Source organism: Mesorhizobium sp. LCM 4576, assembly GCF_001854815.1.
Lineage (GTDB): Bacteria > Pseudomonadota > Alphaproteobacteria > Rhizobiales > Rhizobiaceae > Mesorhizobium > Mesorhizobium plurifarium.
In genome coordinates this window covers 21,552-35,672 of the sequence record NZ_MDDT01000013.1, presented here as the reverse complement: position 1 = coordinate 35,672, position 14,121 = coordinate 21,552, and the positions used below count along the sequence as shown (strand labels likewise).

13 protein-coding genes are annotated in these 14,121 nt (G+C 64.1%); 1 reads left to right on the top strand and 12 read right to left on the bottom strand.

All coding sequences use genetic code 11. The annotated features are described in order from the left end of the window. Positions 1 to 41: 41 nt before the first annotated feature. From LCM4576_RS06685 to LCM4576_RS06660, 6 genes are all read right to left on the bottom strand, one after another. On the bottom strand, positions 42 to 1,184 hold the full coding sequence (locus tag LCM4576_RS06685) for a Gfo/Idh/MocA family protein (RefSeq protein ID WP_071031186.1): 1,143 nt from the start codon (positions 1,182 to 1,184) through the stop codon (positions 42 to 44). A 6-nt stretch (positions 1,185 to 1,190) separates the two neighbouring features. Then, positions 1,191 to 1,943: a sugar phosphate isomerase/epimerase gene (locus tag LCM4576_RS06680; protein ID WP_071031185.1), complete on the bottom strand. Its 753-nt coding sequence runs from the start codon at positions 1,941 to 1,943 to the stop codon at positions 1,191 to 1,193. 31 nt (positions 1,944 to 1,974) lie between these two features. Next, positions 1,975 to 3,075 carry an ABC transporter ATP-binding protein gene (locus LCM4576_RS06675; RefSeq protein WP_116397896.1) on the bottom strand — a complete coding sequence of 367 codons (1,101 nt, stop codon included), beginning with the start codon at positions 3,073 to 3,075 and terminating at the stop codon, positions 1,975 to 1,977. A 2-nt stretch (positions 3,076 to 3,077) separates the two neighbouring features. Next, positions 3,078 to 4,010, bottom strand: coding sequence for a carbohydrate ABC transporter permease (locus tag LCM4576_RS06670; protein WP_071031183.1), 933 nt, complete (start codon positions 4,008 to 4,010; stop codon positions 3,078 to 3,080). Further along, positions 4,003 to 4,896, bottom strand: a complete 894-nt coding sequence (locus LCM4576_RS06665; protein ID WP_071031182.1) for a carbohydrate ABC transporter permease — start codon at positions 4,894 to 4,896, stop codon at positions 4,003 to 4,005. The genes LCM4576_RS06670 and LCM4576_RS06665 overlap by 8 nt, the downstream gene beginning before the upstream one ends. Positions 4,897 to 4,981: 85 nt before the next feature. Further along, entirely contained in the window at positions 4,982 to 6,220 is a 1,239-nt protein-coding gene (locus LCM4576_RS06660; protein WP_071031180.1) for an ABC transporter substrate-binding protein, read from the bottom strand. 386 nt (positions 6,221 to 6,606) lie between these two features. On the opposite strand from LCM4576_RS06660, the gene LCM4576_RS06655 reads away from it, so the two are divergent. Continuing rightward, complete coding sequence (locus tag LCM4576_RS06655; RefSeq protein WP_071031179.1) at positions 6,607 to 7,653, top strand: LacI family transcriptional regulator; 1,047 nt, start codon at positions 6,607 to 6,609, stop codon at positions 7,651 to 7,653. Between the two features lie 295 nt (positions 7,654 to 7,948). On the opposite strand, the gene gndA is transcribed toward LCM4576_RS06655, so the two are convergent. The 6 genes from gndA to LCM4576_RS06625 all read right to left on the bottom strand — a co-directional run bounded on the left by gndA (position 7,949) and on the right by LCM4576_RS06625 (position 13,930). Then, complete coding sequence (gene gndA, locus LCM4576_RS06650; protein WP_071031177.1) at positions 7,949 to 9,373, bottom strand: NADP-dependent phosphogluconate dehydrogenase; 1,425 nt, start codon at positions 9,371 to 9,373, stop codon at positions 7,949 to 7,951. A 252-nt stretch (positions 9,374 to 9,625) separates the two neighbouring features. Continuing rightward, the gene (locus LCM4576_RS06645) at positions 9,626 to 11,251 is read right to left on the bottom strand and encodes a copper resistance CopC/CopD family protein (protein ID WP_071031175.1); all 1,626 of its coding nucleotides are present in this window, start codon (positions 11,249 to 11,251) and stop codon (positions 9,626 to 9,628) included. A 53-nt stretch (positions 11,252 to 11,304) separates the two neighbouring features. Next, on the bottom strand, positions 11,305 to 11,823 hold the full coding sequence (locus LCM4576_RS06640; protein WP_071031173.1) for a YcnI family protein: 519 nt from the start codon (positions 11,821 to 11,823) through the stop codon (positions 11,305 to 11,307). Positions 11,824 to 11,853: 30 nt separating this feature from the next. Next, a complete protein-coding gene (locus LCM4576_RS06635) occupies positions 11,854 to 12,408 on the bottom strand; it encodes a copper chaperone PCu(A)C (RefSeq protein ID WP_071031171.1) in 555 nt (184 codons plus the stop codon). Between the two features lie 88 nt (positions 12,409 to 12,496). Beyond that, a complete protein-coding gene (locus LCM4576_RS06630) occupies positions 12,497 to 12,844 on the bottom strand; it encodes a DUF2946 family protein (protein ID WP_071031169.1) in 348 nt (115 codons plus the stop codon). Positions 12,845 to 13,027: 183 nt separating this feature from the next. After that, entirely contained in the window at positions 13,028 to 13,930 is a 903-nt protein-coding gene (locus LCM4576_RS06625) for a GntR family transcriptional regulator (RefSeq protein ID WP_040987365.1), read from the bottom strand. Positions 13,931 to 14,121: the final 191 nt, after the last annotated feature.

The following is a 14,121-nucleotide window of genomic DNA, read 5'->3' as shown; positions in this document are numbered from 1 at the left end:
CATTACCCTCTCCCCGTCGAAACGGGGAGAGGGGTCGCCACCTAGTTTTTCTTTGCCAGCAGCGCCTTCGCGTCCTTGACGCCGAGCGCGGCCGGCCGCTCGCAGCTCGTCTGCATGGCGACATATTTGCCGCTTTCGCCCGAACGCAGGATGCCGGTCATCACATCGACGGCGTGCAGCGCCAACTCCATCGAGCAGCGATGCGGCCGCCCTTCGGCGATCGCAATCGCCATGTCGGCAAGGCCTGCGGTGCGGTAGTTGGYCATCATGCCCTGGCCATGCATCTCGTTCGGCACGCCGAACGGATGGTTCCATTTGGGCAGCTTCTTCACCGGCTTGGCGCTGTCTGTGAAGCGCACCTCGCCGCCGAAGAAATTCGGGTCCGGCACGAAGACGGTGCCCAGTTCGCCATAGAGCTCCATCGGCGCGTGGCCATGGCTCCAGACGTCCCAGGAGGTGTTGAGCGTGATCACCGCGCCATTGGCGAATTCGAGCAGCGCGTGGATGGTGGTCGGCGTGTTGACCGGGATCTTTTCGCCCGCGCGCGGCTTCGACGAGATCGTCCGCTCCTTGGCCGGCGTCGTGGCGAAGGCCGCCACTCGGCTGACCGGCCCGATCAACTGGATCAGGTTGGTGACATAATACGGCCCGATGTCCAGCACGGGACCAGCGCCCGGCTGGAAGAAGAAATCCGGGTTGGGGTGCCAGTGCTCCATGCCGTGGCCCATCACATGGCAGGTGCCGCTGGTGATCTTGCCGAGCTTGCCGCTGTCGATCAGCTCGCGCGCCAGTTGGTGCGCGCCGCCGAGGAACGTGTCCGGCGCCGAACCGATGCGCAGGCCCTTCTTCTCGGCCCGTTTCTTGAGATCTAGCCCCTCCTTGATCGAAAGCACGAAGGGTTTTTCCGAATAGACGTGCTTGCCGGCATCGAGCACCGCTTTTGAGACTTCATAGTGCACGGCTGGGATCGTCAGATTGACGATGATGTCGATCTCGTCGTCCCTGAGCAGGTCACTGACCGTCTCGGCGCGCAGCTTGAACTCCTTCGCGCGCGCCGTCGCGGCCTCCATGTTGATATCCGCGCAGGCGCGCATCTTGATGCCGCGGAACAGCGGCGCCAGCGAGAAATACGCTTTCGAGATGTTGCCGCAGCCGATAACGCCTACGCCAAGTTTATCTGCCATTTTCGATTACTCCTGCCAGCTCTTGGCTGCCGCGATCGAGCGGCGGGCATAGCGCTCGATGTCGTTGGGGTTGTCCTGCTCCATGATGAAATACTGCGCCGCGCTCTTGGCTCGCAATGCCTTGAACAGRCCCGCCCAGTCGACCGTGCCGTGGCCGACATCCGACCAGCCGTCCTCGTCCAGCCCCTCGCCCGGCTTGGCGATATCCTTGACGTGGACGGCGACGATGCGCTTGCCGTGTTTTTCGATCCAGGGCAACGGATCGGCGCCGCCGCGGATCACCCAGGCGACGTCCATTTCCCAGCCGATGTCGGGCGCGGCGGACAGGATATGGTCCTGCGGCACCGAGCCGTCGGCGAGCGCCTTGAACTCGAAATCGTGGTTGTGCCAGGCAAAGCCGTAGCCGGCCTTCTTCGCCGTTTCGCCCACCTTGGCGAGACGCTCGCCGAAGCCGCGCCAGCCGGCGGCGTCGGACGGACGCTGGTCGGGCATCAGATAGGGGCAGATCATAAGCGTGATGCCGAGCGCGTCGGCGATTTTGCGCACGCCGTCGAAATCATTCTCCAGCGCGTCGATCGAGAAATGCCCGGTCGGCATCGCCAGCCCGTTCTTGTCGAGCTCGGCGCGGAGCGCTTTGGGATCGTCATAGACGCCGCCGAAGCCTTCCACTTGGCTGTAACCGAGCTGCCCAAGCATTTTCACCACGCCGTTCCATGGCTGGAAATTGCGGGCGCTGTAGAGTTGGAATGACCAGTTCATCTGTCCTGTCCGTGCTGTTGGTCCTGGGAGGTTAAATTCGGTCGCCGGTTTGGGCGTCGAAGAGCGAGGCGCGCAGCGGATCGAAGCCGATGCTGACCGCATCGCCGTTCTTCGGCGTGCGTTCGGAGGTGACGCGCACGGTGAAGTTCTGCTGGCCGAGCTTCAGCCACACCAGCGTGTCGGAACCCATCGGCTCGACGACCTCGACATTGGCCGTCGCGGTGAAGGGCCAGCCCGTGCCGCTGTTGAAGGCGACATGCTCGGGCCGGATGCCGAACACGGCGGGGCCAGGCGCCGGTTCCTTCTCGAAGGCATAGGTCGCAAGCGGGATGCGCACATCCTCGACGGCAAAGTGCCAGTCGCCGCCGGCCTTCTCCAGCCTGCCGTCGATGAAGTTCATCGCCGGCGAGCCGAGGAAGCCGGCGACGAAGCGGTTGACGGGGCGGTTGTAGATCGTCTGCGGCGCGTCGAGCTGCTGGATCACGCCGCCCTTCATCACCGCGATGCGGTCGGCCAGCGTCATCGCCTCGATCTGGTCGTGGGTGACGTAGATCATCGTGTTCTTCAGGCGGCGGTGCAACAGCTTGATCTCGACGCGCAGCTCCGAGCGCAGCTTGGCGTCGAGATTGGAGAGCGGCTCGTCGAACAGGAAGACGTCGACGTCGCGCACCAGCGCGCGCCCGATTGCCACGCGCTGGCGCTGGCCGCCGGACAGCGCCGAGGGCTTCCTCTGCAACAGCGGCTCGATCTGCAGGATCTCGGCGGCGCGGGCGATGCGCTTGGCGATCTCGTCCTTCGCCACGCCGGCGACGCGCAGGCCGAAGGAGAGGTTCCGCTCCACCGTCATCTGCGGGTAGAGCGCGTAGGACTGGAACACCATGCCGATGCCGCGGTCCTTCGGCTCTTCCCAGGTGACGTTCTTGCCCTTGATGAAGATGCGCCCGTCCGAAATGTCGAGCAGGCCGGCGATGCAGTTGAGCAAGGTCGACTTGCCGCAGCCGGACGGCCCAAGCAGCACGATGAACTCGCCATCGGCGACATCCAGGTTGAGCGTCTGCAGCACCGAGACGGCGCCGAAATTGAGCGACAGGTCCTGGATCGAAACGCTGGGATTGGCGATTTCAGCTGCCATCATCATCCTTTCACCGCGCCGGCGGCGATGCCGCGCACGAAGAGCTTGCCGGAAATGAAGTAGACGATGAGCGGAACCAGCCCCGTCAGGATGGTCGCGGCCATGTTGACGTTGTATTCCTTCACGCCCTGCACCGAGTTGACGATGTTGTTGAGCTGCACCGTCATCGGATAGGTGTCGGGGCGGGTGTAGACGACGCCGAACAGGAAGTCGTTCCAGATGCCGGTCACCTGCAGGATGATGGCGACCACAAAGATCGGCAGCGACATCGGCAGCATGATGCGGAGATAAATGCCCCAGAAGCCGGCGCCGTCGACGCGTGCCGCGCGGAACAGCTCCTCCGGCATCGAAGTGAAATAGTTGCGGAACAAGAGCGTCAGGATCGGCATGCCGAAGATCGAATGCACGATCACCAGGCCGGTCAGCGTGCCGTAGATGCCGATCTCGCGCAGGATGATGACGATCGGATAGATCATCACCTGGTAGGGGATGAAGGCGCCGACGATCAGGATGATGAAGAAGGTGTCGGCGCCCTTGAAGCGCCAGTTGGCCAGGGCATAGCCGTTCACCGAGGCGATCGCGATCGAGAGCAGCACCGACGGCACGGTGATGYGCACGGAATTCCAGAAACCGCGCGAGAGCCCGTCGCAGTTGAGCCCGGTGCAGGCGCTCGCCCAGGCTTTGACCCAGGGCTCGAAAGTGATCTCCATCGGCGGCGAGAAGATATTGCCGAGGCGGATTTCCGGCATGCCTTTAAGCGAGGTGACGATCATCACGTAGAGCGGCAGAAGATAGTAGAGCGCCACGACGATCAACGTGCCGTAGAGGAAGATGTTGCGGCGCGACAGCACGTGCCGCGGTTTCGGCCCGCTCGGGCCGGTGGCATGGCGCCGCAGCGCCTGTGCGCTGGTGGACAGGGAGGCGACGTCAGCCACGCTTCTTGCCTCCGAATTCGAGATAGGCCCRTGGCACGATGACGATCACCACAGACAACAGCATCATGGTCGAGGCGRCAAAACCCTGGCCGAGATTCTGGGCGAAGAACATGTAGTCGTAGACATATTTGGCCGGCACTTCGGAGGCGATGCCGGGGCCGCCGCTGGTCTGCGCCACGACCAGGTCGTAGACCTTGACGATGCCGGCGGCGATGATCACCAGCGTGGTGATGAAGACCGGCCGCATCATCGGGATGACGATGAAGAGATAGGTCTTCCAGGCGGGAATGCCGTCCACCCTCGCCGCCTTCCAGATATCCTCGTCGATGCCGCGCAGGCCGGCGAGCATCAGGCACATGATCAGCCCCGTGCCCTGCCAGAGCGCGGCGATCGAAATGCCGTAGATGACGATGCTGGAATTGTAGAGCGGGTCGAAGCTGAAACTCGTCCAGCCGAGGTCGCGCACGACGCGCTGCACGCCGAAATCCGGATTGAGCAGCCATTGCCAGACCAGCCCGGTGACGATGAAGGACAGCGCGAAAGGATAGAGGAAGATGGTGCGGAACGTGTCCTCGAAGCGGATCTTCTGGTCGAGCAGGGCTGCAAGCAGGAAGCCGATGACCAGCGAGAACAYCAGCGAGATCGCGCCGTAGATCAAAAGGTTCTCGATCGACACCAGCCAGCGCGATGTCGACCAGAGCCGGTGATACTGGTCGAGCCCGACGAAGTTGAGCCGCGGCAACAGCTTCGAATTGGTGAAGGAATAGACCACCGTCCAAGCCGTGCCGCCRACGAACACCACCAGCGCGGTGAGCACCATCGGGATCGATGCGACCTTGGCGTTCAGGTTACGGAAAAGCTTACTCGGGCGTTCGCTGTTGCTCATCTCGGCAGCCGGGCTGGGACAATGAGGGCGTCATGCTCCCRACCCCGCTGGAATGGGGCCGGGAGCCGGCGGGGGCGCCGGTTGTTCAGTCCGCTGAGCCGATGATCTCGGCGAAGCGCTTCTGCGCCTCTTCGAGCGTCATATCGGGCTTGGCGAAGAACTCGGAGAACAGGTCTTCCTTCTGCTTCTGGCTGTCTTGCGAGAGCAGTTGGTCCGTCCACGGCATGACGGCGCCCTTGGCGAGAATGGCGAGGCCCTTCTTCATGCAGTCATTGGCCGTGTTGAGGTCGACGTCACCGCGCACCGGCAGCGAGCCCTTCTTGAGATTGAAGGCGACCTGGGTCTTCGGATCGAGCAGGGTCTCGGCAAGCACCACCTGCGCCTTGGCCTTCGCCTCGTCCTTGAGCAGCGGGAAGTAGAAGGCGTCGCCGCCGGTGGCTATGACTTCATTCAGGCCGAGACCGGGCAAGCAGGTGTAGTCCTTGCCGGCGGTCTTGCCGGCGACCTGGAACTCGCCCTGCGCCCAGTCGCCCATGATCTGGCCGGCGGCCTTGCCGGTGATGACCAGATTGGTCGCCTGGTTCCAGTCCTGGACATTGGTGTTCTTGGCCATCTTGCGGGCGTCGTCCGCCGCCTTGAACACCTTGGCGATCTCCGGACCGGCCGCGAAGGCGGCGTCCTTGTCCTTGTAGACCTTGAGGAACGTGTCGGTGCCGCCGACCGCGGCCATCAGCACGTCGAAGGCGCCCGAGGCCTGYCAGGCCTGCCCGCCGACCGCGAGCGGGATGATGCCGGCCTTTTCCAGCGCCRGAGCGTCGGCCACGAATTCATTCCAGTCCTTCGGCAGCGGCAGTCCGGCCTTCTGGAAAGCCTCGTTGGACAGCCACAGCCACTGCCAGGAGTGGATGTTGACCGGCACGCAATAGATCTTGCCGTCGATGGTGCAGCTGTCGAGCAGGCTCTTCGGCCGCACGATCTCCGTCCACTTGTCCTTGGTGGCGATGTCGGTGAGGTCGCGCATCAGCCCGGCCTGCACCAGTTCCTCGGCCTGACGGCCGTGGTTGAACTGGGTGGCGCCCATTGGATCGCCGCCGGTGATGCGGCTGATCATGATCGGCCGCGCCGTGCCGCCGGAGCCGGCGATGGCGCCGTCGACCCAGTGATTGCCCGTCGCGTCGAATGCCTTGGCAAGCTCGGCCACCGCCGCCGCCTCGCCGCCCGAAGTCCACCAATGGGTGACTTCCAGGTCGGTCGCGGCYGCCGGACCGGCGACGTTGAGCGCAACCGTCGCGGCAAAGGCGGCAGTCAGGAATTTGTATCGCATTTCGGCTTCCTCCCAGAATCTGAAACGTTACAGATTTTCGATACGGCAAATGACCCGCATAGGCAACCCCTCGCCTCAAGGCAGATTKAGATTTTTTCGAGCCGCGAACAAAATCTTTCTATCAAAGCGCCAATGCCGGCATCAAAGTGGCCGRCCGGCGCCGGAATCGATCCCGAAACGATATTTCTTTGTGATTCCAATGGCTTTCAGCTCACCTCCGCATCCAGATGTGAATGGTCGCGATCTTGCCGGTCAATCRCGAAGATTGGCAATCTGTAACGTTTCAGTATATTGAACCCAGCCACGGGCCAAGGGTCGCGCAATTGTCAACACCGCACGATTGCCGGTCGGCCCCGCGGCTGCTATGCGCCTGACGGGCGGGACGAATGGATAGACGGGTAACGAAGAAGGGCGACGACGACGCGTCGGGCAAGGAGCGGCCGACGCTGAAGACGCTTGCCTTCATGACCGGGCTTGGCGTCACGACGGTCTCRCGCGCGCTGAAGGATGCGCCCGAGATCGGCGCCGAGACCAGACGTCGCGTCCAGCTCGTCGCCAAGCAGATCGGCTATCGTCCGAACCGCGCGGGCGTGCGCTTGAGGACAGGCAAGACCAACGTCATCTCGCTTGTGCTGAACACCGAGCACGAGCTGATGAGCTTCGTCTCGGACATCATCTACGGCGTTACCGAGGTGATCGCCGACACGCCCTACCATCTGATCGTCACACCCTATTCACGCTCGCAGGATCCGCTCGACCCGGTGCGCTACCTGGTCGAGACGGGCTCGGCCGACGGCGTCATCATCTCACGCACCCAGCCCAACGACCCGCGGGCGCGCTACATGCTGGAGCACGGCATTCCCTTCGCCACGCATGGCCRCACCGACATGGGGTTGGTGCATCCCTATCACGACTTCGACAATTACGCCTTTGCCGGGGAGGCCGTCCGCTATCTCGCCGGCAGGGGCCGCAACCGGCTGGCGCTTGTCACCCCGCCGGTCGGCCTCACCTATTACGGCCATACGGTGAACGGCTTTGCCGATGCGCTGAGCGAGGTGGGGGCCTCAGAGGTGCCGTTCAACACCGTCTCCATCGACCAGTCGATCGAGCAGATCAGGACGCGGACCGCGCAATTGATGCGGCGCAAGGACCGGCCCGACGGCTTCGTCAGCAGCGCCGCCGCCGCGACGCTTGCCATCGTGGCCGGCATCGAGGACGCCGGGCTGCAGCTCGGCCGCGACGTCGACGTGGTGTCGAAACAATCGTCCGAACTGCTGCATCTGTTCCGACGGGAACTGCTCGTCGTCAACGAGAATTTTAGGCTCGCCGGCTCCGAGCTCGCCCGCGCCGTGCTCGGCTGGATTGGCGGCAAGGACCCCGGCTCGCTGCAATCGCTCAGCACGCCGAGCGAGGTTTTGCCTTATCGCGGATAGTCCTGGTTCCTGACCAAATGATTTTGCCGGGTTGCGACCACGGCGGAGATTTGCCGGAACCCCTCAGCTTCGTCATCCACGGGCGGAGCGGAAGCGAAGCGGACGCGCAGACCCGAGGATCCATTCCGTGAATTCCGAGAGCTGCAGCGATGCAGACAAAGGTGCTGTCGGAGCGCTTTACTGGACCGCTGCATTCTATGGCAGGCGTCACGGCATGGATCCTCGGGTCTGCGCCGCGTCGCTTCGCTCCTTGCTTCGCCCGTGGATGACGACGGGAGAGCCGTCTGAGCCAAACCTAAGCTGCCCCGCTCCCCCACGGCCCGTGAAACGCGCCCTGCTCGCCGATCCGCTCAAAGCCATGCGCGCCGAAGAAGTCGCGCTGCGCCTGGATCAGGTTCGACGTGCCGCGTCCCTGCCGGTAGCTGTCGAAATAGGCGAGCGCCGAGGACAGCGCCGGCACCGGCGAGCCGGCCTCGGAGGCGCGCGCCACGATGCGCCTGAGCGACGGATGCGCCTCCTTCATCATGGCGATGAAGGCCGGCGCCATCAGAAGGTTGGTGGAAGCGCTGCCGGAACCGAGGGCCTCGGCCATCGTGTCGAGCATCTGCGAACGGATGATGCAGCCGGCGCGCCAGATCTTGGCGATGGTCGGCATCGGCAGGTTCCAGTTGAACTCCTTCGAGGCGCCGCTCATCACCGCGAAACCCTGCGCGTAAGCCGCGATCTTGCCGGCGAACAGCGCCAACTCCAGATCCTTGAGCAGTGCGGCCTTGTCACCTGAAATCTTCTCGACGCCTATATTGCCATAGGCCTTTTCCGCCGCCTGCCGCTCGTCCTTGATCGAGGACAATACGCGCGCCGCCACCGCGGCCTCGATCGCCGTCGCCGGAATGCCGAGTTGCTGCGCCTCGATGACCGACCATTTGCCGGTGCCCTTCTGCCCCGCGCGGTCGAGGATGATGTCGACCACCGRCTTGCCGGTCTTGGGATCGTCGGCGGCCARCACCTTGGCGGTGATCTCGATCAGGTAGGAGTTGAGCCGACCCTGGTTCCAGCCGCCGAAAACCTTGCCGATCTCCTTGGGCGCCATGCCGAGCCCGTCGCGCAGGATGCCGTAGATCTCGGCGATCATCTGCATGTCGGCATATTCGATGCCGTTGTGGATGGTCTTGACGAAATGGCCGGCGCCATCATGGCCGAGCCAGGCCGCGCAAGGCTCGTCCTTGAACTTGGCGGAAATCGCCGTCAGCACTTTCTCGACGCGCTTCCAGGATTCTTCGGTGCCGCCGACCATGATCGACGGGCCATGGCGCGCGCCTTCCTCGCCCCCCGACACGCCCATGCCGATGAAGGTCAGGCCCGAGCCGGACAGCTCCGAGAAGCGCCGCATCGTATCGCGGAAATTGGCGTTGCCGGCATCGATGACGATGTCGTTGTCGGAAAGCACGCCGCGCAGTGCCGCGATCTGCTCGTCGACCGGCTTGCCGGCCAGCACCATGATGATGATCGGCCGCGGCGGGCGGATCRCAGCGGCAAGCTCCTCCAGGCTGTAGCAGGGAACGACCATGTCCTTCAGCGCGCCGGCGCTCTCGACGAAAGCGTCGGTGCGCGACGGYGTGCGGTTGAAGACGGCGATGCGGTGCCCGTGCTCGGCGATGTTGAGCGCCAGGTTGGAACCCATCGTGCCAAGGCCGATCAGGCCGATTTCGGCTTTTTCCATCGTTTCTTCCCTGCTTTCGAATGCTTGTTGTGGCCGCGTTTCGGGCGATGCCCACTGTTTCGCAAGATGAATGACGGGCCTTGGCGGCGGCGTCAACCGCCTCGCCGATTTGTGTCGCGTTAGCGCTGAGTGAGATTCAGGTCAGGCCGAGCCGAGAATGGTGGGTTTCGAGAACCGGAGCGGAGCGTACTTAAGTACGTGAGCACCGGAAGCGCAGAAAACCGCCGTTCGTAGGCCGGCCTCACCTGAATATCACTTAGCGCGGATGTCGATCGGCGCCTCGATTTTCACCACCTCGAAGTCCGAAACGAGGATATCGAGCCTTGCGTTCCAGCGGCCGGGCAGCGGAATGACGAGATTGTCGACTCGCCAGGTTCCGTCTCCGGGCTTCGTCGCCGGCCGCTTGATCGGCTCGATGCCGGAATCCGGCTTCGACAGCACCAGCGTCACCGCCTTGGCGTCCAGCGGTCCGAAATCGCCGGTCATGATCATCATCGAAGCAGCGACCTCGCCGGCATGTCCAGGCGTGATGCTGAGATCGGCCATCGCCTTCAGCGTGTGGATGTGGATCGACGCCGGCTGCGCCGCGGCGATCGCCAGCGCGCGCGGCGGCGGAGTGAAGCGCCAGCCGGCGGCGACGCCGAAGATGGCAAGCACGATGACCACCTCGATGCCGATCGAGCGCACCAGCCGCCGCTGCACCTCGGTGTCGCCGGCCTCGGCGGGCGCCGTCAGCGTCCAGCGATTGACCGCGGCAAGCGTGAACAGGAAAAGCAGCAGCGCCAGCTTCAGGAGCAACAGCCGGCCATAGGACGTGTTGATCAACGCTGCCGGCTGCTCAACCTGGATGATTGCCAGCACGATGCCGCTGGCGGCGAGCACGGCGACGACAGGCAGAATCGCGCGGGAGAAGCGCCGGAGAAAGGCTTTTGCCTCCGCCGGCTGCTGCCGTAGCGCAAGGCCGAGCGGCGCCAGCGAACCGGCCCAGAAGGCTATTGCGGTGCCGTGCAGGAACACCAGCGGCCGCGTCAGCCATTGCGGCTCGGCGGCACTGGCATGGCCGCTCGCGGCAAGGGCGGCGCCGACACCGAGCAATGCTGCGCTCGCCGACAGCTTGCGAAAGCCTGCCGGCCCGGCGAGCGAAAGCAGCGCGAGGCCAAGCGCGATCAGGCCGATCAGCACCGTCCAGACGTAGCTCGTCTCCAGCGCGGTCTTCCAGACTGTCGGTGCCGCAAGGCGCGCGAGCGGCGCGCCGAGCCCATCCAAGCCCTGCAGGCCGAGCGACACCGGCGCTGCAACGAGRCCGAAAAGCAGTGCGGAAGCGACAAGGCGTTGGCCGCGGCGCCAGTCCTCGGCCAGCCAGGCGAGCGCGAACGCGCCGCCGGCGCCGAGGAAGAGGCCGGCATAGAGAAAGAGCCTGGCCACCCAGATCGCCCCGCGCAGCGTCCAGTCGACGGCTTCGCCCGCCACCGGCGCGGCACTTGGCGCCCCGATGGAAAACAGCGCCGAGCCGCCGATCGGATGGCCGTCGACCGACACCACCCGCCAGCTGAGCACATGCGTGCCGGATTTGAGCGTCTCGGGATTGTCGATCTCGACCGTCTGGTCGTTGAGGCGGAAGGATGTCAGCGCAAGCTGCGAGCCGTCCGGCCGCACGAGTGTCAGCACCAGCGGCGAGACGGGCTCGCTGAAGGTCAGCGAGAATTTGGCGGGACTTTGCGTCAGCACCGCGCCGTCGGCCGGATCGGTCGCGACCAGCGCCGCATGCGCGAAGGCGCGGCCGGGCATGGCCAATACCGCCATCGCCACCAGCACCGCCACCAGCCAGGAAAGCAGGCCGGCATGCAGGCGGATCGAGGAAGGCTGTGCTGCGTTCATGCCGTCACAACAGGAAATGGTGGCGCGCCCTGATGGAGYGCGCCAACGAAAGATCATTTCTTCGGCAGCAATTTGATGCCGGGCGCCGGAGTTTCCAAGGCGTCCTCGCCCTGGCCGRCCGCCGGGATCTCAATCCAGCGATCGGTCGCGTCGCCGCATTCCTGCACCACCGGGAAATAGAGCATCTGGCCGGCCGGCAGATCGGCCGCCAGCGAGGCGCGGAACACGAACWCGTCATAGAACTCGTCAGGCAAATTGCCGCCGCTCCAATCCACTTCCTTGACGCCGGTGGTCAGCGTTTCGCCATAGAGCTGGTAGGATTTCTCGTACTTGYCCTTCTTGGTCTGCAGYGTCCAGCCGGGCTTGGGCATCGGCTTCACTGAAATCACGCCTTCAGGAATCTGCACGCGCACCGCGGTCGTCGCCTTGCCCTCGCAGCCATGCGGCACGCGAAAGACCGCCTTGTAGGTCGAGCCGACAGCCGCTTCCTGCGTTTCGAGCGTGATGTGGGCGAGCGCGGCATTGGTCCCGAACGCGCAAAGCACGCCCGCCGCCAAAAGATATTTCTTCATGAATTGTCCCTCTGATTTCGAACAGGCGGATTACTCGGCGTGGTCCATGTCCATATCGCTACTGCCCGTCTCGCCCATGCCTTCGACGACAAACTCGACCTTGACGCTACCGGCCTTCTCGAAGGTCAGCGTCGCCGGGAACTTCTCGCCCTGCTTCGGCTGTCGCTTCAGGCCGACGAACATCAGGTGATAGGYACCGGGCTTCAGCGCGACCTTGCCGCCGRCCGGGATCTCCAGCCCACCCTCGACCGGCCGCATGGTCATGACGCCGTCCTTGATGCCCATCTCATGCAGTTCGGCCTTGTCGGAGATGTCGGAGGAAATCGACAGCAGCCGGTCGGGCGCGCTGCCCTTGTTGGTCACAGTGAAATAGCCGCCTGCCACCTTGGCGCCGGGCGGCGTCGCCCGCGACCAGGGGTGCTCGATCTCGAGATCGCCGACCTTGAACTCATGCGCGAGGGCGGCGGGAATGCAGGCGACGAGCAAAAGCAGGGTGAGCACGGCGAGGCCGACGCGATGCTGGAGGTGGAAGGGCGGCGCGCCGCGAAAGGCGAAGGCTTGCGCCATGGAAAGAAGATTGGACATGGTTGCTCCATGAATATGAGGATCGCGCCGCTTTGCGGCCGCGACAGTCTGATCTTTGGATGAATAGGCTCGCGGAAGGTTCCGCGGATCAGACCATTGCCGGCGGCGCGCGCGGATTGGCCGGAGAGCGATCACGGGCGAAGTCGAGATGCTGGAAGGCCGGGACCACAAAAGCGACGGTCTCGAACGCCGTCGCCCCATGAAGCGCACTCGCTTCCGGCGGCGGCAGATGCGCCGGCGAAACCATGCTGCAGCCGAGCGAGCAGCAGGCCGGCATGTGCTGCTGGTGGGAATCCCCACCGGGTGGTTTTACGGCCCCTTCATGCGTGCAGATGACGTTGCCGAAGGCGTCGAGCTGCGACGGCGCGCCGAAGGCGAAAGCGCCGAGAGAGGACTGAAGCAACAGAAGCAGCGCCGCGACGAACGCGGCCGGCATGCTCCATCGTTTCAGCCCTATATCCAACGCCAAGCCTCTCCCGGAAACTTGATGGACCCTAACATGGACGATGCGGCCGGAAAATCGGCAAAACCGCGCTGCGGCAACACGGCACGACGCGTCTGTTCTTGTGGGTCTGTTGAGATTCAGGTGATGCCGGCCTGACCTGAATCTCAACAGACCCTAGGCGGGCTGCGCCTGCCGTCCTTCGGGAATCGAGCTCAGCAGCGTCTGGCGCGCCGACTTCAAATGCTTGCGGCAGGCGGCGTCAACCTTGCCGGGATCGCGCGATTTCAGCGCCGCGATATAGGCAAGATGCTCCTGCACGGCGACTTCGTTGCGCTGGCGCTCCTCGGCCTTGTTCCATTGGTAGTGGTAGTGGAAGATCATCGCGATCACATCGTAGAAGTCGACGATGAAGCGGTTGTGCGAGGCGCGGTGGATCAGCCGGTGGAAGCGCTCGTCGAGCTCGGAGAATTCGTTGAAGCGCGTGGCGATCTCGCTGGCGAGCTGGCGATGCTCGACCTCCAGCCGGTCGAGATCGGCCCACACCGCGCTATCCTCCGGCAGCGCGGCGAAAGCCGCTGCCGAGCGCAGCTCGAACATCTCGCGGATTTCGGTCAGTTCCAGCGCGAAGGCGCGCGTGAACCCCTTCAGCACCCAGTGGCTGTTGCGCCGCTTCTCGATCAGCCCGAAGCGCGAGAAGCGGATCAGGAACTCGCGCACGCTGGTGGTGCCGACGCCGATCTCGCGCGCCAGCTCCAGTTCGTTGATCTGCATGCCGGCCTCGGCGCCCTCAGCCAGCAGGCGCCGCATGAAGGAGCGCTCGATGATCTCGGCCAGCGAATCGGTCTCCTCCTCGGGGAAGAAATCCTCCGGCCGTGGCGCCCTGAGCACCGTCTTGCTGCGCTTGTTCCAGGCGATCAGCCCGGTTTCTTCCATGCGCGAAAGAATGCTGCGCACCGTGGTGCGGCTGACGCCGAGCAGCGTGCCGAGCTCCGGTTCCGAAGGCAGGCTCTTGGTTTCGTCGAGCAGCCGCAGACAGCGGTTGAAAGCGTCCTTGTAGACGTTGTTGCTCTTCGACATGCCCCGTATCCCCCAACGCTTGCGGCGGCTGGCCGGAAGCGCGATATGATCGGTCTCCTAGCGCAAGCCTCCGAAAAGCGGAACGTTTTTCGCCGGCTTGCCAACGGGCAGGCTCGGGCATCTATAGGACGCGCGCCACCTGCAGCGAAAAAACAATTGACGCAAAAATGTTTTTTCCCGATAAAAGACAT

What these genes read in the sequence shown, in the direction of transcription:
- LCM4576_RS06675 (WP_116397896.1), bottom strand. Translation starts at nt 3,075, where the DNA reads ATGGCAGCTGAAATCGCCAATCCCAGCGTTTCGATCCAGGACCTGTCG.
- LCM4576_RS06630 (WP_071031169.1), bottom strand. Translation starts at nt 12,844, where the DNA reads ATGCCGGCCGCGTTCGTCGCGGCGCTGCTTCTGTTGCTTCAGTCCTCT.
- LCM4576_RS06625 (WP_040987365.1), bottom strand. Translation starts at nt 13,930, where the DNA reads ATGTCGAAGAGCAACAACGTCTACAAGGACGCTTTCAACCGCTGTCTG.